Source organism: Aeromonas sp. V90_14 (genome assembly GCF_029967615.1).
Classification (GTDB): Bacteria; Pseudomonadota; Gammaproteobacteria; order Enterobacterales; family Aeromonadaceae; genus Aeromonas; species Aeromonas hydrophila.
Map to the genome: position 1 here is coordinate 57,287 of NZ_JASCAS010000031.1, position 21,341 is coordinate 78,627.

The following is a 21,341-nucleotide window of genomic DNA, read 5'->3' on the forward strand; positions in this document are numbered from 1 at the left end:
GTGAAAGCAGATACACAAGGAGGCCCACCATGATGACCCTATCCGAGATCATGACTGAACACCCCTTCACCCTGGGTCCGGAAAACAGCGTCAAACAGGCGATGGATCTGATGCAGCAGGAGCGGATCCGCCACATCCCCATCGTTGACGAACAGCATCATCTGCTGGGCCTGGTCACCCTCTCCGACATCCTGGCCACCCGCGAATCCAAGCTGCTGCTGATCAATCCGGAGCGGGAGGCGGAGTTCACCGACAGCGTGCAGCTCGACGAGATCATGACCCGCCAGGTGGCCAGCGTGGATCCCCACGCCGGCATCAAGGAGGCGGCGCTCTACCTGCAACGACACAGATACGGCTGCCTGCCGGTACTCAAAGGGCGCAAGTTGATCGGCATCGTCACCGAGTCGGACTTCATTGCCGTCGCCATCAACCTGCTGGAACTGATGGAGGAGCAGGAGCCGCCTGGCGACTTTTGATCTCAATTTCATGTAATAAAATTACAATAAAAGCGTTTTCAGCGTACTTGATCGGCAATAAAGCTGAAACCCTTTCATTTTGATTGAAAAATTACACCACAACCTTGCTTTGTGATCTGCATCACACTATCATGACCGTCATGCAATAGTTGCCGAGCGGAAGACGAGGGATTGTGCACCCGTCCTCTTCCTCTCATATGTCTGCAAGTTTGCACACCCCGTAGTTAGTCTTTGCTGTAAAGCTTTTGTTTATATAGCCATTCCTTGTTTGATGACCCGGCCTTGTCCTTGCGACGACGCCGGGATTTTTTTATCTGCGCGTTTCCCCTCCCCTCGCCCCGTGCGTGCCGGCGCCTGCACATCGCAAGGCGGCAACCCCCACTTCTCTGCGGTTGGCAGACTGCCACCCGCCCCTTGAAAAACCGAAGCCGCGCACAGATGTTGAATCTCGACAAGGAGTTATCCCGGCATGCCGGCGATATTCATGTTAGGTACAGCAGCCATGGTTTATCTAATAAGTAGATTTAAGTGATTCAAAATTGCGGCTTTGATCGATTAGGAAAAGTCCCTATGATGAATCCATCGAAAGTTAAACGCCTCGTCCGGCACGACTCTTCAAATCCAGACGGGCATATGTACATCACCAAGGAGCAAATACATGTCTACCTACATCAACACTGAAATCAAGCCGTTCAACGCCACCGCCTATCACAATGGCAAATTCGTTCAGGTGTCTGACGCTGACCTGAAAGGCAAGTGGTCCGTGGTGTTCTTCTACCCGGCTGACTTCACCTTCGTCTGCCCGACCGAGCTGGGCGACCTGGCCGACAACTACGCCGAATTCCAGAAGCTGGGCGTCGAGATCTACTCCGTCTCCACCGACACCCACTTCACCCACAAGGCCTGGCACGACACTTCTGACACCATTCAGAAGATCCAGTACCCGATGATCGGCGACCCGACCGGCACCATCACCCGCAACTTCGGCGTAATGATCGAAGAAGCCGGTCTGGCTGACCGCGGCACCTTCGTCATCGACCCGCAAGGCATCATCCAGATCGTTGAAATCAACGCCGGCGGCATCGGCCGTGACGCCCTGGAGCTGCTGCGCAAGGTCAAGGCTGCCCAGTACGTTGCCGCTCACCCGGGTGAAGTGTGCCCGGCCAAGTGGAAAGAAGGCGACGCCACCCTGGCCCCGTCCCTGGATCTGGTAGGCAAAATCTAAGCCTCCCCGCTCTGAAGACCGGCCCGTTCAAGGGCCGGTCTGCTTTCTGGCCTGACAAAACGCCGACCCGCAATCAAAAGAAGGAATTCGAAGATGTTGGATACCAACCTCAAACAACAGCTGAACACCTATCTGCAGTACATCGTCAATCCCATCGAGATCAGCGTGTCCGGCAACGACAGCGACAAATCCGCCGAACTGCTGGCCTTGGCCACAGAGATCAGCGAGATGTCCCCCAAGATTACCCAGACCTCTGGCACCAATGCCCGCAAACCTTCCATGAGCGTCGCGCCGAAGGGCCAGGCCCCGCGCGTTCATTTTGCCGGCATCCCCATGGGTCATGAATTTACCTCGCTGGTCCTTGCCCTGCTGCAAAGCGGCGGTCACCCCTCCAAGGCCGATGCGGCCGTGCAGGAGCAGATCCGCAACCTCAAGGGCGAGTTCCACTTCGAGACTTACATTTCGCTCTCCTGCCACAACTGCCCGGACGTGGTACAGGCCCTCAACCTGATGGCGACCCTGAACCCCGGCATCACCCACACCATGATCGACGGTGCCCTGTTCCAGGACGAGGTCAACGAGCGTCAGATCATGGCGGTACCGAACGTCTACCTGAACGGTCAGCCGTTCAGCCAGGGCCGTATCTCGCTGGAAGAGATCGTCGCCAAGCTCGACACCGGCGCCGCCGAACGCAAAGCGCAAGAGCTGAGCGCAAAAGCGCCTTACGACGTGCTGGTCGTCGGTGGTGGCCCGGCTGGCGCCGCCGCCGCCATCTATGCCGCTCGCAAAGGCATTCGCACCGCCATCGTCGCCGAGCGTTTCGGTGGCCAGGTGATGGACACCGTCGGCATCGAGAACTTCATCTCCGTGCCCTACACCGAAGGCCCCAAGCTGGCCGCGAGCCTGGAGCAGCACGTCAAGCAGTATGGCGTGGAAGTGATCACCGAGCAGCGCGCCGCCGCCATCAGCAAGGATGGCTACGTCAACGTGGATCTTGCCTCTGGCGCTACCCTCAAGAGCCGCGCCGTGATCCTGGCGACCGGTGCCCGCTGGCGCGACCTGAACGTGCCGGGCGAGCTCGAGTACCGCACCAAGGGCGTGGCCTACTGCCCGCACTGTGACGGCCCCTTCTTCAAGGGCAAGCGGGTTGCGGTGATCGGGGGCGGCAACTCCGGCATCGAGGCAGCCATCGATCTGGCCGGTATTGTCGAACACGTCACCGTGGTGGAGTTTGCCGATACTCTGCGCGCCGACGAGGTATTGCAGAAGAAGGCCCGCTCCATGGGCAACATCGACATCATCATGAGCGCCCGCACCACCGAAGTGATCGGTGATGGCAGCAAGGTGGTAGGCATGGATTACGAAGATCGCACCACCGGCGAGATCAAGCATCTGGCGGTGGCGGGTATCTTCGTCCAGATCGGTCTGGTGCCGAACACCGAGTTCCTGAAAGGGAGCGAAGTGGCCCTGACCCGCTTTGGCGAGATCGAGATCGACACCAAGGGCGCCACCTCCCTGCCCGGCGTCTACGCCGCAGGGGACGCTACCACGGTGCCGTTCAAGCAGATCATCATCTCCATGGGCGCCGGGGCGACCGCCGCACTGGGGGCGTTTGATTACCTCATTCGCAATCCGGCGCCGGAAGCGACCAAAGTTGACGCCGTCACCGCCTGACAACGACCAGATGGACAAAAAGCCGACTCACAGAGTCGGCTTTTTTTGTTTCTACACACCCGCGACTCAGCCAGCCTTCGTCTGCTGGCCCTCATCCGATCCGGGGGTGGCATAGCTGGCGGGTACCGCCTCCCCAGCCAGATCCGTTCTCGGCTCCAGCTCCGCCGTCATGGGGGTATTGGGCGGCACCGGGATGAACACCTGATGATCGGCCAGCGGAATGGGGGCCCGCTGCCGCTTGCGCCAGCCAAGATACCCTGTCAGCAGCAGGCCACAGAGGGCGAAGTAGACGAACAGCCCCTCTGGCCCGAACTGCGCCATGACAAAAGGCGCCAGCAGCGGCCCGGTCATGGCCCCCAGGCTGTAGGCGAGCAGCAATCCCTGATTGGCCCCCAGCACCTGATCCGGACGCAGCTCGTCGCAGGCGTGGCTGAGGCTCAAGGGGTAGATAGAGAACGCCATGCCGCCCAGCAGGAACACCAGGCCCCCCATCAGCGGCTCGCGCCAGCCGGCGGGCAACAGCACCATCAACAGGGCCAGCAGCGCCAGCACGGCACCGAGCAGCAGGATCACCAGCCGCCTGTCGTAGCGATCGGAGAGGCGACCGATGGGGTACTGCAGGCACATGCCCCCCAGGATCACCAACGCCATCATGTCCGCCACCTTGGAGAGCGACGAACCGCTGTCGGTAAAATAGAGCGGCAGCAGGCCGTAGATGGCCCCGAGGATGAGGCCGGAGGTAAAGCTGCTGCCCATCCCCGCCGGGGTGAGCCGCACCAGCTCCAGCACGCCGACCGGCTGGGGGGCTACCATGGCCGGGGTCGCTACCCGGGAAATCGCCAGCGGGATCACCGACAGGGTCGCCGCCATGGCGCACAGGGCGAACGGGGTCAGCACCATGGGATCCACCCACTTGAGCAGTAGTTGCCCCATGGCCAGGGAGCCGTAGAGCAGGATCATGTAGAGGGACATCAGCCGGCCCCGGTTGGCCGGCGTGCTGGAGACCAGCATCCAGGACTCCAGCACCACGAACAGGCCGCCGGTGGCAAAGCCCCCCACCAGCCGCAGCGCCGCCCAGCTGAGCGGCTCCACCACCATGCCGTGCAGCAGAAACAGAAAGCAGAGCAGGGAGGCGTAGGCCGCATAAGCCCGGATGTGACCGACCCGGATGATGAGGCGGGCATTGACGAAGGCCCCCAGCACCAGCCCGCCGAAGTAGGCGGCCGATACCAGGCCGATGGCCTGGGCCGATACCTGCTCGGCAGACAGGCGCACCGTCAGCAGGGTGTTGAACATGCCGTGGCCCAGAATGAAGATCACCAGACTGGTCAGGGGTGAGAGGAACCTTGCGAGTATCATGGGGTCTCCCTGATTGGCTCAATCGTGAGCAAAACAACCATGGTACCGTCAGCTTCCCGCCCACTTCAACCCGAGCGCCCCGCCAGGGCGCGGACTGCGGGCTATGCTTGCTGGGTATCCCATGATGGAGCGTCCCATCATGGTCATCACAGTGGAGACAGCCGACATGAAACCAGCCCTGCTTTTGGCCAGCCTGCTCTTTACCGGCAGCGCCCTCGCCTTTCACTGCCCCGCCGACATGAAGAAGATCGATGATGCCCTCGCCGCCAAACCCGCCCTCAGCGCCGACAAGCTGGCCGAGGTGAAGAAGCTGCGCGCCGAGGGAGAAGTCCTGCACAAGGCAGGCAAGCATCAGGAGTCCGTCGATACCCTGGCCAAGGCGATGGCCATGCTGGGGTTGAACAAGAGTTAGCGCAGGCACCACAGCCCACGGCTGCAAACAGGATCAGCCATGCCCTTGCGGGCCCTCGCCAGCGGTGGCAAGGGCCCGCTGTTTATCTGGGCCCCTTGCTACCCCCGACTGCTACACCCGGCCGCTGTAGAGCAGGGTGTCGTAGTTGAAGGCAATCACGCCATCGACCGCATGGCGGGCAAATTCCCGGGCGATCAGCGCCGTCAGCTCGGCATGGGCTTGCGAGCCGGCCACCGGGGCATAGGAAGAGGAGTTGAGCCGCCCCAGCACGCCGTCAAGATCGAACAGCTGGCGGTTGGCGAAACGATCGAGCCGGTACTCCCCCTCGAAGAAGGCCTGAAAGTCCCCTTCGCCCAGATTGCGATGATTGACCTCCTCATAATCCCCCGAATAAGTGCGCAACCCCGCTTCATAAGCCTTCAGAAATGGGGTGTCGGTCAACCGGTCGTTTCAGATGAGGGCGACCCGGCCACCGGGTCTGAGCAGCCGCCGGCACTCCTGCTTGAAGGCGGCGCGATCAAACCAGTGAAACGCCTGCGCCACCGTCACCAGATCCACCGACCCGTCCGCCAGACCGGTGGCTTCGGCACTGCCATCCTGCCACTCGATATTGGCCACTGTCTGCAGCTGGTGCCGGGCCGCCCCGCGTATCTCCGCATTTGGCTCGACCGCCCAGACCCGCACCCCCCGGGGAGCCAGCAGTGCGGTCAGGATGCCGGTACCGGCCCCGATATCGGCCACCCGGGCAGCCGGCTCCATGGCCAACTCGCTGGCCAGAAAATCGAGCATGGCGGCAGGATAACCCGGCCGATATTTCACATAAGCCTCGACCCGGGTCGAGAATCGCTGGGTACTGTCCATTGCCACTCCTTGTGCTGGATCTGTGCGGGATCAGGGCCGAGTCAATCGCCCCCTCATCCTGCCCCGAGTGCAACCGGCAAGGCAATGGCCCTGTCATGGCGATCCAACATCATCGCCACACACCTGAGTGCCGGGTCAGCCGATGCGCCGGCCTTGCGCATCCACCACCTGCTCCCCATCTTCCTTGCTGAAGGCTCCTTGCTGGGGGCTCGGCAGAATATCCAGCACCACTTCTGACGGGCGGCACAGCTTGGTGCCAAGCGGAGTCACCACGATGGGCCGGTTGATCAGAATGGGGTGCGCCAGCATGGCATCGACCAGTTCATCGTCGCTGAACTTGTTCTCGGCCAGTCCCAACGCCTCATAGGGGGGCACGTTCTGGCGCAGCAGGTCGCGAACCGGTATTCCCATGGCCGCAATCAGGGCAACCAGCGTCTCGCGGCTAGGCGGCGTCTCCAGATAGTGGATAACGGTCGGTTCAACACCTGAGTTGCGGATAAGCTCCAGCGTATTGCGGGAAGTGCCGCAGGCCGGGTTGTGGTAGATGGTGATTTGAGCGTCATTCATGATGGGTTCTCTGGGTTGGTATAAGAGCGCTTCATGCGCAGGGCGACATTGACCAGGGCGATCAGTACGGGCACCTCCACCAACGGGCCGATCACCCCGGCAAAGGCCTGATCCGAGCTCAGCCCGAACACCGCGATGGCGACGGCGATGGCCAGCTCGAAGTTGTTGCCAGTGGCGGTAAAGGCGATGGAGGCATTCTTGTCATAGGGGATGCCCAGTTTCTTGCCAACCAGGAAGCTGGTGAAGAACATCAGCACGAAGTAGACCACCAAGGGTACAGCAACCCGCAGCACATCCATGGGCAGTTCGACGATCATCTCCCCCTTGAGGCTGAACATCAGCACGATAGTGAGCAGCAGCGCGATCAGCGTGATGGGGGAAATTGCCGGAATAAAACGCTCGGTGTACCACTTCTCCCCTTTCGCCTTGACCAGATAGTGACGGCTCAGGAAGCCTGCCAGAAAGGGAATGCCCAGATAGATCAGCACGCTTTGCGCGATATCCAGCATGGTGATGTCCACCGCAAAGCCCTGCAGGCCAAACAGCGGCGGCAGCACGGTAATGAACAACCAGGCCATCAGGCTGTAGGTGAGGATCTGGAACGCACTGTTGAGCGCCACCAGGCCGGCGCCGTACTCCTTGCTGCCGCCGCCGAGATCGTTCCACACCAGCACCATGGCGATGCAGCGCGCCAGACCGATCAGGATGAGCCCCACCATATAGCCCGGCTGATCGTGCAAAAACACCAGCGCGATGACGAACATCAAGATGGGGCCCACCAGCCAGTTCATCACCAGCGAGAGGGTGATGGCGCGGCGATCCCGGGTCATGGCCCCCATGGTGGCGTAATTCACCTTGGCCAGCGGTGGATACATCATCAGGATGAGGCCAATGGCCAGGGGCACATTGGTGGTGCCGACCGACATCGCCTCGTTCCACTGGGCAACTTGAGGGAACAGATAGCCAATCCCGACCCCGATGGCCATGGCGACAAAGATCCAGAGGGTCAGATTGCGGTCTAGAAAACGCATTTTTTTGCTGACGGGCAGATCGCAGCAGGCATTGGTACTCATGAAAGACTCCCAGAAGGGTAACAAATGGCGGGCAGACAGTGCCCTTACTCTTTATCACAACAGGCAGGCGCACAGAGGGACTCGACACCTCCCACCCCGCAGGCCTCTGGATGACCAGCGCAGCACTCCTCGGTGAGGTAACCGATAAGATCCAGCATCAGGGGGATATTGGCGCGATAGCGCAAGAAACGCCCCTCCTGCTCCACCGAGAGCAGGCCCGCGTGCAACATGGCCTTGAGGTGAAACGAGAGGGTATTCGGGGCGATGTCGAGCTCGCTGGCAAGCTGGCCGGCCACCATGCCTTCCAGACCCGACTTGACCAGCAGGCGCCACACATCGAGACGAATGCCGGATGCGAGGGACTCAAACACCTTGGTAGCGATCGCTTTGTTCATACACACCTCCGTCTATCTCTACATAAATTCAACTATACAAGAAACATTGAAATGATCAAACTCCCCCGCCATTTCAGCGCCATCGTCCCCGCCAATAAAAAGGGCCTTGCGCATGCAAGGCCCTTGGTCTCTCTGTTCGAGTCGAGGCGACTCTGCCCTTACTTGGCGTAATCCTCGGTCGGGATGCAGGAGCAGAACAGGTTGCGATCGCCGTAGACGTCGTCGATGCGGTTGACCGACGGCCACAGCTTGGCGGCGCGCACGGCGTCCGACGGGAACACCGCCTCGGCGCGGCTGTAGCCGCGGGACCACTCAGCGTCCATCACGTCATCCTGGGTGTGCGGCGCATGGACCAGCGGGTTGTCGGTGAGACTCCACTGCCCGTCCTGCACCTTGGCAATCTCGGCGCGAATGGCGGTCATGGCCTCGACGAAACGGTCCAGCTCGCGCTTGGATTCCGACTCGGTCGGCTCGACCATCAGGGTACCCGCTACCGGGAAGCTCATGGTCGGCGCGTGGAAGCCGTAGTCCATCAACCGCTTGGCCACGTCCATCTCGCTGATGCCGGACGCTTCTTTGAGCGGGCGGATATCCAGGATGCACTCGTGAGCCACCCGACCGTTGCGGCCGGAGTAGAGCACGGGGAAGGATTCACCCAGCTTCTTGGCCAGGTAGTTGGCGTTGAGGATGGCCACCTGGGTGGATTTCTTCAGCCCCTCGTCGCCCAGCATGGCGATGTACATCCAGCTGATGGGCAGGATGCTGGCCGAGCCGAACGGCGCCGCCGACACGGCGCCGTTGTTGCGGCTCTCCTTGTCGGTCTTGACCACTGCGTGACCGGCCACAAAGGGGGCCAGGTGTTTCTTCACGCCGATGGGGCCCATGCCCGGGCCGCCACCGCCGTGAGGAATGGCGAAGGTCTTGTGCAGGTTGAGGTGGGAAACGTCCGCCCCGATAAAGCCCGGCGCCGTCAGTCCGACTTGAGCGTTCATATTGGCACCGTCCAGATAGACCTGACCACCGTGCTGGTGAACGATGTCGCACACCTCCTTGATGGTCTCCTCGTACACCCCGTGGGTGGAGGGGTAGGTCACCATCAGACAGGAGAGCTGATCCCCCGCCTCGGCGGCCTTGGCGCGCAGATCGTCCAGATCCACGTTGCCCGACTTGTCACAGGCGGTGACGATGACCCGCAGGCCCGCCATCTGGGCGGAAGCCGGGTTGGTACCGTGAGCGGACGCCGGAATGAGGCAGATGTCGCGATGCCCCTCGCCGCGAGACTCGTGGTACTTCTTGATGGCGAGCAGGCCGGCGTATTCGCCCTGGGCACCGGAGTTCGGCTGCATGCAGACCGCATCGTAACCAGTCACCTTCACCAGCCAGTTTTCGAGGTCGGCCAGCAGCAGCTGATAGCCCTTGGCCTGGGCCAGCGGGGCGAACGGGTGCAGCTTGCCAAACTCGGGCCAGGTCACCGGGATCATCTCGGCGGTGGCGTTGAGCTTCATGGTGCAGGAGCCCAGGGAGATCATGGCGTAGTTGAGGGCCAGATCTTTGGCTTCGAGACGGTGGATGTAGCGCAGCATCTCGGTCTCGGAGTGGTACTTGTTGAACACCTTGTGGGTCAGCACGGCATCGGTGCGCAGCAGATCCTGCGGGATGGCGTGATGGGCCTGGGCCGCCTGGTCGAGGGCCTCGATGTCCAGGCCGTGGCCTGTGCCCAGGAACAGTTCAAACAGCTCGGCCACATCGCCACGGGTGGTGGTTTCAGAGAGCGACACGCCCACCGCACCATCCAGATCCGCGCGCAGGTTGATGCCCAGCCCCTCGGCCTTGGCGATCAAGGCAGCCTTGTCGGCAGTCTGCACGGTCAGGGTATCGAACCAGCTGGCATGCTTGAGGGCCACGCCCTTGGCCTTGAGGCCGAGCGCCAGAATGGTGGTCAGACGGTGCACGCGGGAGGCGATGGTCTTCAGCCCCACCGGGCCGTGGTAGACGGCGTAGAAGCTCGCCATGTTGGCCAGCAGCACCTGAGCGGTACAGATGTTGGAATTCGCTTTCTCGCGGCGGATGTGCTGCTCGCGGGTCTGCATCGCCATGCGCAACGCGGCCTTGCCACGGGCATCCTTGGAGACACCGATGATGCGGCCCGGCATGGAGCGCTTGTAGGCATCGCGAGTGGCGAAGAAGGCGGCGTGCGGGCCACCGTAGCCCATGGGCACGCCGAAGCGCTGGGCCGAGCCCAGCACCACGTCGGCCCCCAGCTCGCCCGGGGATTTGAGCAGCAACAGGGAGAGCAGGTCGGCGCTGACGCAGGCCAGCCCTTTCTGGGCTTGCACGGCGGCAATGAGGGCCCGCAGATCTTTCACTTCACCCGTGGTGGTGGGGTACTGGAACAGGGCACCGAACACCTCTTCGGCGCAGGCCTGTGCGGCCGGGCCGACGGCCACGTCAAAACCGAAGTGGACCGCCCGTTCCTTGACCACGTCGATCACCTGCGGGTGCACGTCGTCGGCCACGAAGAAGAGATTGGCTTTGGACTTGGCCATCCGCTTGGCCAACGCCATCGCCTCGGCGGCGGCGGTCGCCTCATCCAGCAGGGAGGCACTGGCCAGATCCATGCCGGTCAAGTCCAGGGTCAGCTGCTGGAAGTTGAGCAGGGCTTCGAGACGGCCCTGCGCCAGCTCGGGCTGGTACGGGGTGTAGGCGGTATACCAGCCCGGGTTTTCCAGCACGTTGCGCAGGATGACGTGGGGCACATGGGTATCGTGATAGCCCATGCCGATGTAGCTCTTGGCTACCTTGTTCTGGGCCGCATAGCCCTTGAGCTTGGCCAGTGCCTCCACCTCGGTCATGGAGGCGCCGATGCCGAGCGGACCCGGCCGGCGAATGGCGGCGGGGACGGTCTGCTCAATCAGATCATCCAGGCTCTCGGCGCCCACCACGGCCAGCAGGGCGCGCAGATCTTCCTCACCCGGCCCGATGTGACGGCGGATGAAATCGGTTTTTTGCTCGAGTTCAAACAGTGACTGGGTCATTTCCCTATTCCTGATAAAAAGTCCTGATAACTAAGTGCCTGACAGCCGGCCTCGGCCGGCTTCACTCATGTTCGGCTGGCAGGGTGGCCCCTGCCGGCACCGGATGTCGCTCATAGCGACAGGGGGTCGTCTTGTGGCTGACCGGTTTGCCGCGGGCAAACCGGGACGGACGACTTCACCCTTGCCGGTCGGCCTCCAGGCCGACGGGCACCTATACAAGCGGGCCCTGCGCATTGGCAGGGCCCGGGGGCATTACTCTTCGTCCACCACGTTCTGGTAGCCTTCGGCATCCAGCAGGTTGGCGAGCTCGCCCGCGTCGTCCAGCTTGATGCGGAACAGCCAGCCGGCACCGTAGGGGTCGGAGTTGACCAGCTCGGGGCTGCCTTCCAGCTCTTCGTTGACGGCCAGGATCTCGCCGCTCACCGGGCTGTAGATGTCGGAGGCGGCCTTGACCGACTCGGCCACGGCGCAGTCATCACCGGCACCGACCTGTTTGCCCACTTCCGGCAGATCGACGAACACCATGTCACCCAGCAGCTCCTGGGCGTGCTCGGTGATACCGACCACGGCCTCGCCGTTGGCTTCGACACGGATCCACTCGTGGGAGGTGGCATATTTCAGTTCGCTCGGGATATGGCTCATTTGTGCTTCCTTTATTCACTTGGATCACTTGTCCCGGCGCGTTCGACAGACGTTGCCGGGGCAAGGGGGTCTGGCGAAGGGCAGCCCCTTCGCCGCAATGGGTCGTTATACCAGCTTCTGGCCGTTGCGCACGAAAGCCGGCTTGGTCACTTTGACGGTGACCAGCTTCTTGCGGATCTCCACCGAGGCCTGCTCGCCGATATCACGGGGCACCCGCGCCAGGGCAATACTGTACCCCAGGGTGGGCGAGAAAGAGCCGGAGGTGATCACACCTTCCCGCTCTTCTCCAGCGGCGGTGGTGAAGGTGACCGGCATGCCGCTGCGCAGCACGCCCTTCTCTTCCATCACCAACCCCACCAGCTTGGGCTGGCTGCCGGCGGCTTTCTGGGCTTCCAGCGCGGCGCGGCCGATGAACTGACGATCGCTCGGTTCCCAGGCAATGGTCCAGGCCATGTTGGCGGCCAGCGGAGAGATGGTTTCGTCCATGTCCTGGCCGTAGAGGTTCATGCCGGCCTCGAGGCGCAGGGTGTCACGGGCACCCAGGCCGCAGGGGGCCACGCCGTTGTCCAGCAGCGCCTGCCACAGATCGCACGCCTGCTCTTGCGGCACCACGATCTCGTAGCCGTCTTCACCGGTGTAGCCGGTGGTGGCGATGAAGAGCTCGCCAGCCTGCACGCCGAAGAAGGGCTTCATGCCTTCCACTGCGGCATTTTGCTCGGCGCTGAACACCTTGGCCGCCTTGGCCTTGGCGTTGGGGCCCTGCACTGCGATCATGGCGAGCTCGGGGCGCTCGGTCACGGTCACCCCGAAGTCCTGGGCGTGGTGGCGGATCCAGGCCAGATCCTTCTCGCGGGTGGCGGAGTTGACCACCAGGCGGTAGAAGGTCTCGCCAAGGTAATAGGTGATGAGGTCGTCGATGACACCGCCTTCCGGGGTCAGCATGCCGCTGTAGAGGGCCTTGCCGAAGACGGTGAGCTTGGCCACGTCGTTGGCCAGCAGGTGTTGCAGGAAGGCTTTGACCCGCTCGCCGGTCAAATCGACGATGGTCATGTGGGAGACGTCGAACATGCCGGCATCGGTGCGCACCTGGTGGTGCTCTTCCAGCTGTGAGCCGTAGTTGATGGGCATTTCCCAACCGTGGAAGTCCACCATCTTGGCGCCGGCTTCCAGGTGCTTGGGATGCAGTACTGTAGTCTGGATCATCGCTGTGTTTCCTTAAGCGTTCGCGACAACACTCACGCATCGCTCGCCCGGCAGCCACCATCCGGTTGTGTACCTGGGTGGCAGCAAGCAACGTGCCTGAGTCTGTGCTCGTTCCGGCCCCGCAGGGCAAGAGTGATTCCTTGAACGCAGCGGATTATAAGCCAAGCGGACGCGCATGCCGCTCAAAAAAAACTAATCCACCGCCAGTAAACAGACCCCAGACACTAAGGTAAAAACAGTGATAAAAACAGACCAAACCCGGTAATGGCGATATTAAATTTTGATTTTTACCGTTTCGTCACAATTTGGAGAAAAACGTTTCGCTGACCGCCCAGATTAAAGGCTGATGCCCAAACCGGGTCATCAGCCTCATCACATTAGTTTTGTTGTGAAAACAGCCGGGTATTATTAGATTTTTTCACCCTTTGCCAGAGCGGGCAGCTCTCCTTCCAGCCCCATGGCGGCCCGGATCACGCTTTGCTTGAGCGGCGTCAGCAGATCGAAGGCGCACAGCCCGGCCCCACGTACCAGCTTCTTGAGCGGGTTGCTGCCGGCGAACAGCCGCTTGAGCCCCTCCATCGCCGCCAGCATGCTGGCCGCCTCGCTCTTGCGCCAGCGCTCGTAACCGCGCAGATTGGCGAGCCGGCCGATGTCCTTGCCCGCCGCCTGATTGCGCAGGATCTGCTCGGCCAGGGCGGCGGCATCCAGCAGCCCTAGGTTGACCCCCTGCCCCGCCAGCGGGTGGATGGTGTGAGCGGCATCCCCCACCAGCACCAGCCGCTCGCGGGCAAAGTCGCGGGCATAGCGGGCGGTGAGCGGGATGGCGCTGCGCATGCCTTCCACCTTGCACAGCCCCAGCCGGCCGTCAAACGCGGTGGTGAGCTGGCGGTTGAACTGCTCTTCATCGCACTGACAGAGCGCCTCGGCACGGGCCGCTGGCACCGACCAGACGATGGAGCAGAGATCCGGTTGCCACAGGGGCAGGAAGGCGAGTGGCCCCTCGGGGGTGAAGATCTGACGCGCTACCGCCTCGTGGGGCTCGGCACAACGCACCGTCGCCACCAGCGCATGGTGGCCGTAATCCCAGCTGGTGAGCGGGATGTCGGCCTGCCGGCGCACCCAGGAGTGGGCGCCATCGGCCGCCACCACCAGCTTGGCCGACAGCGCCCGGCCATCTTCCAGCAGCAGCAGGGAGCCTGCCTCGCCGCTTTGCAGGCCGCTCGCCCGGGCCGGGCTCAGCAGCTGGATGTTGTCGCCAGCGAGAATCGCTTCCAGCAGCGCCAGCTGGATGACCCGGTTCTCGACGATGTGACCGAGCTCGGGCTGGCGCAGGCTGGCGGCATCAAAGGCGATCCGGCCAAAGCTGTCCTGCTCCCACACCTCCATCTGCATGTAGGGCTGCAGGCGACGGGCCTCAATCCCGCGCCAGGCGCCCACCTGCTGCAGGATGCGCTGACTGGCGAGACTCAGGGCGCTGACCCGGTTGTCCGGCGCCTCGTCAAGCGAGGGCTCCGGCAGCTGGCCCTCGACCACGGCGACCTTGAGCGCACTTCCCTTGAGCGCGGCGGCGAGCCCCAGGCCCACCATGCCGCCCCCCACAATCACCACATCCACGTTTTGCATCTGCATCGTTTATATCCTTTCAGGGCTGATCGCCGGGATCAGCGAGGGCACGCCCGAAGGCGCACCCGTTCAATACCCATGACGTCACCTCGCCTCAGGGGCGGCACACATCGGCGACAAAGCCCAGGGTGCGGGAGGCCAGCGGCGCCTTGAGGCAGCTCAGCCGCCCCATCAGGGAGAGCGCCAGGTTGCGACCCGCCACCAGCGGGTCATGATCATTGGAAAAGAGCTGGGCCAGCGAAGAGGTGAGCCAGACCGTCTGGGCCTGATCCCCCTTGCGCTGCTGCCAGTAGCCGCTGAGCACCTCAAAGCTGCCGATATCCTCCCCCGCCGTCAGCGCCCGGCCCACCGCCTGGGTGAGCAGATCCAGATCGCGCATGCCGAGGTTGAAGCCCTGACCGGCGATGGGATGCAGCAGATGGGCGGCATTGCCCACCAGTACGGTGCGCTGGGCCAGCGGGTAGTCGGCCACCGTCAGCACCAGCGGATAGACGTGGCGCTGGCCGGTTTGCAGGAAGCGGCCGAGGCGCCAGCCGAAAGCCTGCTGCAGACGGGCCAGAAACGCAGAGTCATCGAGCGCCATCAAGGCTGGCGCCTCATCCCGCGCCACGCTCCAGACCAGGGAGGAGAGCCCGCCCTGCATCGGCAGCAGGGCCAGCGGCCCCCCTTGGGTGAAACGCTCGAAAGCCCGCCCGGCCGGGTCTTCGGCCGTCTTGACGGTGGCGATGATGGCACTCTGACCGTAGTCGTGGCGGCTCACCGCCAGCTTGCACTGCTTGCGCACGAAGGAGTTGCCGCCATCGGCCGCCACCAGCAGGCGGGTCTGATAACGCTCGCCACCGGCCAGGGTCAGGTTAACCCCCTCCGCCAATGGCTCCACGCGCTCGAGCTGGGCCGGACACAGCATGCGGATCTGCGGGCAGGCGGCAATCGCCTGCTGCAGCGCAATGCCCGCCGCCGACAGCTCGATCACCTGGCCGAGGGCTGGCAGGCCGTACTCCGCCGCCGTCAAGCCGGCCTGGCCGAAGTGGCCCCGATCCGACACATGAATCTGGCTGATGGGGCTGCAATGGGGAGCAAAACGGGACCAGAGCCCGTGCCGGGCCAGCGCTTCGCAGGTGCCGGCGGAGAGCGCGATGGCGCGGGCATCGAAGCCGGGATGCGCATTGAGCTCGGGGGCGCTCGCCTCCAGCAGCAGGATCTGCAGGGGCTTGGGCCCTGGCAGGGCCGCGAGGGAGAGCGCCAGCACGGCGCCGCTCATTCCACCACCGACGATGGCCACATCGACGTGGTTCAGATCAGATTGAGACATGAGATGAGGGGAAAGACTGAAAACGTGGGGTCATGCTAACACAAAGCGTGGGGTCGGGATGCGAAGCCACGGGCAAAAAAGCGCAGTATCTGTCGTCACTTGCCTCATCACGGCGGGCCGGCGCAGGCAACTTCCAGATGTAAAAAGAGCGCCACCAGGCGCTCTTTATCAAGTTCAACCGACTCAGTGCAGGGTCGGCGGTGTGCTCGGGGCATCCGGCCGCTTGCCGAACTCCTCGAAGCTCATCATCACCCCGAGGCGCACATGCTCGTAGAGCACCAGGAAGGAGGCTTCGTTCTCTTCATCTTCCTGATCGAACTCGGCGGAGACCTGGGTGATGCTGGCGATGTCCTGGATCATCTCCTGCAGCTCTTCGGAAGCCTTGGAGAGCTCCTGCTGCACCACGCCGAAACCGGCCAGGAAGGCCTGGGACCAATCCACCAGCGAGTCGATACGCTCGTCAAGCGGCGCTTCGTCGCTTGGCAGCAGCAGCTCGACCCCTTTCTGGGCCATCAGGCTCTCGATCACCTGGTGATAGAGATCGGTCATCACCTGGCGCACCGGGGCCGGCAGACCGAAACCGTCGTTGACCAGATCATTGAAATGGGGCAGCCAGCTCTTGTCGTCCAGTGCCACACCACCGCACACCAGACCGCAGATCACGCCATGGGCCTCTACAGCCGTCGCCATCAGCTCATGCTGCTCCATCAGGTCGGCCACGGCCGCGTATTTCAGGGGGTTCGTTTTGCTCATCGAAGATCCGCTCAAAGTTCAGGCAAATATGCAGAATTAATGGTCAGGATCCTAGCATTCTCCCCCTTCCAGAGCCAGCAAGGCCTTGAAACTTCTGCATCTGCGCTATATAGTCCCGCCCAGTTGTCCACGTGGATAAAGGCGGAAATCAGCTCCGCCGTATTGAGGAAGGCATGAGCACAGAGGCCGTAGAAATCGTCATTTTGGGACGTCCCTACAAGGTATCCTGTCCCCTGGGACAGCAGGATGCCCTGCGCCAGGCCGCCGACCAGCTGACTGATAAACTCATCGAGCTGCGTCAACGCTCCAAGGTCTCCAGCAACGAACAGCTGGCGGTGATGGCAGCGCTCAATTTTTGCCATGAGCTCTGCCTTGAAAAAGAGAAAAATCACCAATACTCTGAGACCATGGACAAGCGGATCAAGATGCTGCAGCGCACCATCGAAGCGGCCTTGATCGAGCACGGACAATATGGCGAATCCAGCGACGAAGGCCTGCAGCCCTAATCGTCCACCGTTTTAAAATTCCCTGGGGTGTTTGTCAGCCGGTTCAAGTCCCCGAGCCGATATTCATACCAAACAGGGGATCTGCCTTCTGGCTATTGCGCATGCTCGGCACGACCGAGAAGCCTGCGGTCAGATCCGATCCCCGCCTTGAACCGACGGTTCAAGGGCCCAAACCGGCAACGGCATCTCCGGGGTACCAACAGCAAAAAGCCCGTCACCAGCGTGACGGGCTTTTTCTTTATCTGCTCTCCCCTGCCGCAGCCCTCTTCGACACTCCCCGCAGTACCAACTACACCAGAAGCGGCCCATAAAAAACCCGCCGGCTTGGGCGGGTCTTTTCTATGCGCTCGGCTCAGACAGCCATCTGTTGATGGGGTGAACCGTGGTGGCGCAGCCAGAGAAAGCTCAGCGCCACGATCAGCACCATCAGCGTCATGATGGCCCCCAGAGTCACCTGCCCTTCCATCGGGAAGCAGGCTGCCAGCAGCGTCACGATACCGGCCCCCAGGTTCTGCATGCCGCCGAGGATGGCACCGGCGGTGCCCGCCTGACCCGGGAAGGGTTCGATGGCGCAGGAGGTAGCGGTCGGATAGAGGATGCCGCTGCCAATGAAGTAGACGGCGGCGCCGCCAACCAGTGAGGCCGCACTCACGACCCCGAACAGACCCGGCAGCAGGATGATCAACGACCCCAGTGCCAGGAAGACGATGCCAAGGCGCATCAGTTTGCCCTGGCTCAGGCGAAAGCTGAGCTTGGCAGAGAGCCAGGCACCAAACAGATAACCGGGCAGCGGCAGCACGAACAGCACGCTGACGGTGCGGGCACTCAACTTGAGCACATCGCCGAGCAGCACGCCGGCCGCCGCCTCGAACACTGCCAGACCGGCAAAGGTCGCCATCAGGCAGAGCAGGTTGCCCTGAAAGCGCGGATTGCCGAGCACATGGCGATAGGCGGCACCGACTCGCAGCGGCTGTTGGCGTGCGGTCGCCGGCAGCGTTTCAGCAAACCAGGCCAGCAGCGCCAGCGTCGTCACCGCACCGAAGCCGAACAGGAACCAGTACCCGGCACGCCAGTTGAACAGCTCGGTCAACCAGCCGCCCAGCACCGGTGCCAACAGCGGGGAGAAGATCACTCCCATGCTCACCAGGCTGTTGGCCCGGTTGAGCTCGGCGCCACTGTAGCGATCGCGCATCACGGTCCGGCTCATGGCGCCACCCGCCCCGGTGCCCAGCCCCTGGATGAAGCTGCCCACCAGCAGCGCCATGAAGCTTGGGATCAACTGAATGGTCAGGGTGCCCACCAGAAACACCATCATGCCGATAAGCAGGATGGGGCGACGGCCGATACGATCCGACAGCGGGCCGTAAACAAACTGGGAGAGCCCGTACGGGATCAGGTAACAGGCCATCACCGCCTGCAACTGGCCGGAGGCAACGTTGAAGTCCCCCGCCATCATGGGAATGGAGGGCACATACAGGGTCTGGGTCATCTGGCCCACAGCAACCATCAGAATGGTCAGAAAAAACAGCGGATAAAAACTGTGCCGATACATATCTCAGTCCCGAAAATCATCAAAAAGCTGCCGCACCCCTGGCAGAAACCTGCAGAGGGGATCCAAAAACACAGAGTCAATCAAAGGTGAAAATACAAGGCGGAGAACCCGCACCGGCCGGGAGCAGGACACTCCCTAGGCTTGCGGTGATCTTAGTGATTCAGATCACGAAAAACGAACGAATCTTTATAATCAGCTTTCCCTAGTTTTTCTAATGTGACGGGGTTTTTAGCCCCGTCAGCAATAAAAATCAACGTGTTACCATCTGCTGGGCCTGTTTGACCAGATCCTCCGGCTTCTCGTTGCGCGGCGGTATGGTGATCCCCTTCTGGCAGGCGGGCTTCTCTGCCATCCGGTCCATCCAGGCTTGCAGATGAGGCAACCCCTCGATGGAGATACCGCTCCAGTCATAAATGCGCACCCAGGGCCAGGTGGCGATGTCGGCGATGCTGTACTCGTCGGCCAGATATTCGTGATGGGCCAGGTGGCTGTCGAGCACCTCGAACAGACGGCGTCCCTCCTTCTGGTAGCGCTCGATGGCGGCCGGGATCTTCTCCGGGAAATAGCGATAGAAGACGTTGGCCTGCCCCATCATGGGACCGACCCCGCCCATCTGGAACATCAGCCACTGGATGGCCTGGGAGCGGCGCTTGGGATCTGCCGGCAGCAGCTTGCCCGCCTTCTCCGCCAGATAAAGCAGGATGGCGCCGGACTCGAACACGGCGAAGTCACCATTATCCCGATCGACGATGGCCGGGATACGGCCGTTGGGGTTGATGGCCAGAAACTCGGGCTTCTTCTGATCCAGCGCCGACAGATCGAGCGGGATCACCCGATAGGGCAAGCCCAGCTCTTCCAGGGCAATCGCCACCTTGAAGCCGTTGGGCGTAGCGGCGGTATAAAAGTCGATCATCATGAACTCCTTGTGATTCACACATTGGTGTAGAGACGGCCACAGCCTCACTCATGCGAGACGACAACGGACACAGAGCGGATGCCGCACCGGCATTTGCTCAGACGCCAGCATGGCAAAGCGGCACAATACTGGTCAGTTATGACAAATATTGTGCCGCTTGAACAGCCCGGACGCAGGGAAGAACGCGACTAGTTGCACAGCCCCATGGGTTGGCGCTGGCGCAGCAGGATCAGGCGGGACAAGAGCGGGAAGTAGGACTCCAGTTTGCTCAGCAGCACCCGGCTGCAGGCGGGATCGGCGAGTTCCGACTCTTCCAGCACGATGCCGTTTGAGACGAAATAGAAGCGCGGATCCCGCACGTCCGGCCCCTGAATGGTAAGGGTGGCATCGCCTTTGCGCATCAGCAGCGGCAACACCGGCAAGCCGAATGTATCGCTGTTGCGCTGCCAGGCAAATTCCGGCCAGGCCGCGTCGCCATCAAGCAGCAAGATCGCCGCCTCTTCCTTGCCTGGCTGCCATTGGCAAGGCTGGGCAACGCTCACCTCGTTGAAGTAGTCGCCATATCCGGTCGATGCGCGCAAGGCAGCCAGCAGCCCCTGGGTAGTGATTGCCGACGGTTTTTGACTGACTAATGACAAATTCATGATCCACGTCCCTATGCTCAATGCAGCCTGTTATTCGGCTGCTGCCCATAAGACTAGACCAAAAGGAGCCTATATTGGAGCCGTCAGATCTGGCAGTCGCCAAGGCTGGGGGGATGGCGTATAACGGTTGCCATTCTCGCGAAGACTGGTATGATATCGCGTCCTTTTATTCCCCGTTCTTTAACATCCAGTGGTGAACCTATGCATCCGATGCTGAATATCGCCGTGCGCGCTGCGCGCAACGCCGGTCAAGTAGTAGTAAAAGCCTTCTCTCAACCCGAGAACATCGAGGTTATCCAGAAAGGCAGCAATGACTTCGTGACCAACGTTGACCGTGAAGCCGAAGCGGCCATCATTCACACCATCAAAAAATCTTACCCGGAACACAGCATCGTGGCTGAAGAGTCTGGTGAGATTACCGGTACCAATCCGGACTACCAATGGATCATTGACCCACTGGATGGCACGACCAACCTGGTCAAAGGCATTCCGCACTTTGCCGTCTCCATCGCCCTGCGCGTGAAGGGCAAGACTGAACAAGCCGTTGTTTACGATCCGATCCGTGACGAGCTGTTTACTGCTACCCGTGGTAGTGGTGCCCAGCTGAACGGTTATCGCATCCGTGTCGGCAAGGCCAAAGAGCTGGCCGGCACCATCCTGGCGACCGGTTTCCCGTTCAAGCAGAAGCACCACATCGAACCGTACCTGAAGATGTTCCAGAGCATGTTCATCGAGTGTGCCGACATTCGTCGTGCCGGCTCTGCCGCGCTGGATCTGGCCTACGTGGCTGCCGGTCGCGTCGACGGTTTCTGGGAAATCGGCTTGAAGCCCTGGGATACCGCAGCCGGTGAGCTGCTGGCCAAAGAGGCCGGCGCCATCGTCACCGACTTTGTCGGTGGTCACAACTACGAAAACTCCGGCAACATCGTGGTTGCCAACCCGCGCGTTCTGAAAGAGATGCTCGGCAAGATCCGTGAGAACCTGCCGGAGTCCCTGGCCAAATAAGCCAGCCTCGCGCAGCACACGTACCACAAACCCGGCCCAGGCCGGGTTTTTTTATGGCTCTGTCCCAGTTATGTGTTGAAAGGCTAATCTTGAAGTAGGTCATCACCT

19 protein-coding genes, 1 other RNA gene and 1 pseudogene are annotated in these 21,341 nt (G+C 61.8%); 7 read left to right on the plus strand and 14 right to left on the minus strand.

Going from position 1 to position 21,341, the window contains the following annotated elements; genetic code table 11:
* Positions 1–29 precede the first annotated feature (29 nt).
* The 3 genes from QLG02_RS11810 to ahpF all read left to right on the plus strand — a co-directional run bounded on the left by QLG02_RS11810 (position 30) and on the right by ahpF (position 3,375).
* Positions 30–476, plus strand: a complete 447-nt coding sequence (locus tag QLG02_RS11810) for a CBS domain-containing protein (protein ID WP_011705622.1) — start codon at positions 30–32, stop codon at positions 474–476.
* Positions 477–1,134: 658 nt separating this feature from the next.
* Positions 1,135–1,701, plus strand: coding sequence for an alkyl hydroperoxide reductase subunit C (gene ahpC / locus QLG02_RS11815; RefSeq protein WP_011705621.1), 567 nt, complete (start codon positions 1,135–1,137; stop codon positions 1,699–1,701).
* 93 nt (positions 1,702–1,794) lie between these two features.
* Positions 1,795–3,375 (plus strand): alkyl hydroperoxide reductase subunit F, encoded by a 1,581-nt coding sequence (ahpF, locus tag QLG02_RS11820; protein ID WP_282465238.1) that lies wholly within the window; start codon positions 1,795–1,797, stop codon positions 3,373–3,375.
* Between the two features lie 66 nt (positions 3,376–3,441).
* On the opposite strand, the gene QLG02_RS11825 is transcribed toward ahpF, so the two are convergent.
* Positions 3,442–4,734 (minus strand): MFS transporter, encoded by a 1,293-nt coding sequence (locus tag QLG02_RS11825; RefSeq protein ID WP_041216333.1) that lies wholly within the window; start codon positions 4,732–4,734, stop codon positions 3,442–3,444.
* Positions 4,735–4,900: 166 nt separating this feature from the next.
* Between QLG02_RS11825 and QLG02_RS11830 the strand changes: the two genes are divergently transcribed.
* On the plus strand, positions 4,901–5,146 hold the full coding sequence (locus tag QLG02_RS11830; protein ID WP_029301252.1) for a hypothetical protein: 246 nt from the start codon (positions 4,901–4,903) through the stop codon (positions 5,144–5,146).
* A 111-nt stretch (positions 5,147–5,257) separates the two neighbouring features.
* On the opposite strand, the pseudogene QLG02_RS21805 reads toward QLG02_RS11830, so the two are convergent.
* The 10 genes and pseudogenes from QLG02_RS21805 to QLG02_RS11885 form a co-directional block, all read right to left on the minus strand.
* Positions 5,258–6,007 (minus strand): annotated as a pseudogene (locus QLG02_RS21805) (class I SAM-dependent methyltransferase).
* Positions 6,008–6,142: 135 nt separating this feature from the next.
* Entirely contained in the window at positions 6,143–6,574 is a 432-nt protein-coding gene (gene arsC, locus QLG02_RS11845; protein ID WP_282465241.1) for a glutaredoxin-dependent arsenate reductase, read from the minus strand.
* Positions 6,571–7,647, minus strand: a complete 1,077-nt coding sequence (gene arsB / locus QLG02_RS11850; protein ID WP_282465242.1) for an ACR3 family arsenite efflux transporter — start codon at positions 7,645–7,647, stop codon at positions 6,571–6,573. Before arsB ends, arsC begins: the two co-directional genes overlap by 4 nt.
* Positions 7,648–7,691: 44 nt before the next feature.
* Positions 7,692–8,042, minus strand: a complete 351-nt coding sequence (locus tag QLG02_RS11855) for a helix-turn-helix domain-containing protein (RefSeq protein WP_041216337.1) — start codon at positions 8,040–8,042, stop codon at positions 7,692–7,694.
* Between the two features lie 158 nt (positions 8,043–8,200).
* Positions 8,201–11,077 (minus strand): aminomethyl-transferring glycine dehydrogenase, encoded by a 2,877-nt coding sequence (gene gcvP, locus QLG02_RS11860; protein WP_282465243.1) that lies wholly within the window; start codon positions 11,075–11,077, stop codon positions 8,201–8,203.
* 252 nt (positions 11,078–11,329) lie between these two features.
* Positions 11,330–11,719 (minus strand): glycine cleavage system protein GcvH, encoded by a 390-nt coding sequence (gcvH, locus tag QLG02_RS11865; RefSeq protein ID WP_010634317.1) that lies wholly within the window; start codon positions 11,717–11,719, stop codon positions 11,330–11,332.
* A gap of 105 nt (positions 11,720–11,824) precedes the next feature.
* Positions 11,825–12,922 (minus strand): glycine cleavage system aminomethyltransferase GcvT, encoded by a 1,098-nt coding sequence (gene gcvT / locus QLG02_RS11870; protein WP_282465244.1) that lies wholly within the window; start codon positions 12,920–12,922, stop codon positions 11,825–11,827.
* Positions 12,923–13,330: 408 nt separating this feature from the next.
* On the minus strand, positions 13,331–14,551 hold the full coding sequence (locus QLG02_RS11875) for an FAD-dependent 2-octaprenylphenol hydroxylase (RefSeq protein WP_282465245.1): 1,221 nt from the start codon (positions 14,549–14,551) through the stop codon (positions 13,331–13,333).
* An 88-nt stretch (positions 14,552–14,639) separates the two neighbouring features.
* Positions 14,640–15,857 (minus strand): 2-octaprenyl-6-methoxyphenyl hydroxylase, encoded by a 1,218-nt coding sequence (gene ubiH / locus QLG02_RS11880; protein ID WP_282465246.1) that lies wholly within the window; start codon positions 15,855–15,857, stop codon positions 14,640–14,642.
* A gap of 183 nt (positions 15,858–16,040) precedes the next feature.
* Complete coding sequence (locus QLG02_RS11885) at positions 16,041–16,610, minus strand: UPF0149 family protein (RefSeq protein WP_011705605.1); 570 nt, start codon at positions 16,608–16,610, stop codon at positions 16,041–16,043.
* A 173-nt stretch (positions 16,611–16,783) separates the two neighbouring features.
* On the opposite strand from QLG02_RS11885, the gene zapA reads away from it, so the two are divergent.
* Together zapA and ssrS are read left to right on the plus strand one after the other, a co-directional pair.
* Positions 16,784–17,116, plus strand: a complete 333-nt coding sequence (gene zapA / locus QLG02_RS11890; RefSeq protein ID WP_016350376.1) for a cell division protein ZapA — start codon at positions 16,784–16,786, stop codon at positions 17,114–17,116.
* Positions 17,117–17,132: 16 nt separating this feature from the next.
* Positions 17,133–17,315: non-coding RNA, 6S RNA (gene ssrS, locus QLG02_RS11895), on the plus strand.
* 153 nt (positions 17,316–17,468) lie between these two features.
* Here ssrS and emrD read toward each other — a convergent pair.
* From emrD to QLG02_RS11910, 3 genes are all read right to left on the minus strand, one after another.
* A complete protein-coding gene (gene emrD, locus QLG02_RS11900) occupies positions 17,469–18,668 on the minus strand; it encodes a multidrug efflux MFS transporter EmrD (protein ID WP_016350375.1) in 1,200 nt (399 codons plus the stop codon).
* A gap of 250 nt (positions 18,669–18,918) precedes the next feature.
* Positions 18,919–19,581, minus strand: coding sequence for a glutathione S-transferase N-terminal domain-containing protein (locus QLG02_RS11905; protein WP_029301260.1), 663 nt, complete (start codon positions 19,579–19,581; stop codon positions 18,919–18,921).
* A gap of 191 nt (positions 19,582–19,772) precedes the next feature.
* On the minus strand, positions 19,773–20,228 hold the full coding sequence (locus QLG02_RS11910) for a hypothetical protein (RefSeq protein WP_282465247.1): 456 nt from the start codon (positions 20,226–20,228) through the stop codon (positions 19,773–19,775).
* Between the two features lie 201 nt (positions 20,229–20,429).
* On the opposite strand from QLG02_RS11910, the gene suhB reads away from it, so the two are divergent.
* Positions 20,430–21,233 carry an inositol-1-monophosphatase gene (suhB, locus tag QLG02_RS11915; RefSeq protein ID WP_016350372.1) on the plus strand — a complete coding sequence of 268 codons (804 nt, stop codon included), beginning with the start codon at positions 20,430–20,432 and terminating at the stop codon, positions 21,231–21,233.
* The last annotated feature ends 108 nt before the right edge of the window (positions 21,234–21,341 follow it).

Coding starts and splice junctions, on each gene's coding strand:
- QLG02_RS11810 (WP_011705622.1), top strand. CDS start 30: ATGATGACCCTATCCGAGATCATGACTGAACACCCCTTCACCCTGGGT.
- ahpC (WP_011705621.1), top strand. CDS start 1,135: ATGTCTACCTACATCAACACTGAAATCAAGCCGTTCAACGCCACCGCC.
- ahpF (WP_282465238.1), top strand. CDS start 1,795: ATGTTGGATACCAACCTCAAACAACAGCTGAACACCTATCTGCAGTAC.
- QLG02_RS11825 (WP_041216333.1), bottom strand. CDS start 4,734: ATGATACTCGCAAGGTTCCTCTCACCCCTGACCAGTCTGGTGATCTTC.
- QLG02_RS11830 (WP_029301252.1), top strand. CDS start 4,901: ATGAAACCAGCCCTGCTTTTGGCCAGCCTGCTCTTTACCGGCAGCGCC.
- arsC (WP_282465241.1), bottom strand. CDS start 6,574: ATGAATGACGCTCAAATCACCATCTACCACAACCCGGCCTGCGGCACT.
- arsB (WP_282465242.1), bottom strand. CDS start 7,647: ATGAGTACCAATGCCTGCTGCGATCTGCCCGTCAGCAAAAAAATGCGT.
- QLG02_RS11855 (WP_041216337.1), bottom strand. CDS start 8,042: ATGAACAAAGCGATCGCTACCAAGGTGTTTGAGTCCCTCGCATCCGGC.
- gcvP (WP_282465243.1), bottom strand. CDS start 11,077: ATGACCCAGTCACTGTTTGAACTCGAGCAAAAAACCGATTTCATCCGC.
- gcvH (WP_010634317.1), bottom strand. CDS start 11,719: ATGAGCCATATCCCGAGCGAACTGAAATATGCCACCTCCCACGAGTGG.
- gcvT (WP_282465244.1), bottom strand. CDS start 12,922: ATGATCCAGACTACAGTACTGCATCCCAAGCACCTGGAAGCCGGCGCC.
- QLG02_RS11875 (WP_282465245.1), bottom strand. CDS start 14,551: ATGCAGATGCAAAACGTGGATGTGGTGATTGTGGGGGGCGGCATGGTG.
- ubiH (WP_282465246.1), bottom strand. CDS start 15,857: ATGTCTCAATCTGATCTGAACCACGTCGATGTGGCCATCGTCGGTGGT.
- QLG02_RS11885 (WP_011705605.1), bottom strand. CDS start 16,610: ATGAGCAAAACGAACCCCCTGAAATACGCGGCCGTGGCCGACCTGATG.
- zapA (WP_016350376.1), top strand. CDS start 16,784: ATGAGCACAGAGGCCGTAGAAATCGTCATTTTGGGACGTCCCTACAAG.
- emrD (WP_016350375.1), bottom strand. CDS start 18,668: ATGTATCGGCACAGTTTTTATCCGCTGTTTTTTCTGACCATTCTGATG.
- QLG02_RS11905 (WP_029301260.1), bottom strand. CDS start 19,581: ATGATCGACTTTTATACCGCCGCTACGCCCAACGGCTTCAAGGTGGCG.
- QLG02_RS11910 (WP_282465247.1), bottom strand. CDS start 20,228: ATGAATTTGTCATTAGTCAGTCAAAAACCGTCGGCAATCACTACCCAG.
- suhB (WP_016350372.1), top strand. CDS start 20,430: ATGCATCCGATGCTGAATATCGCCGTGCGCGCTGCGCGCAACGCCGGT.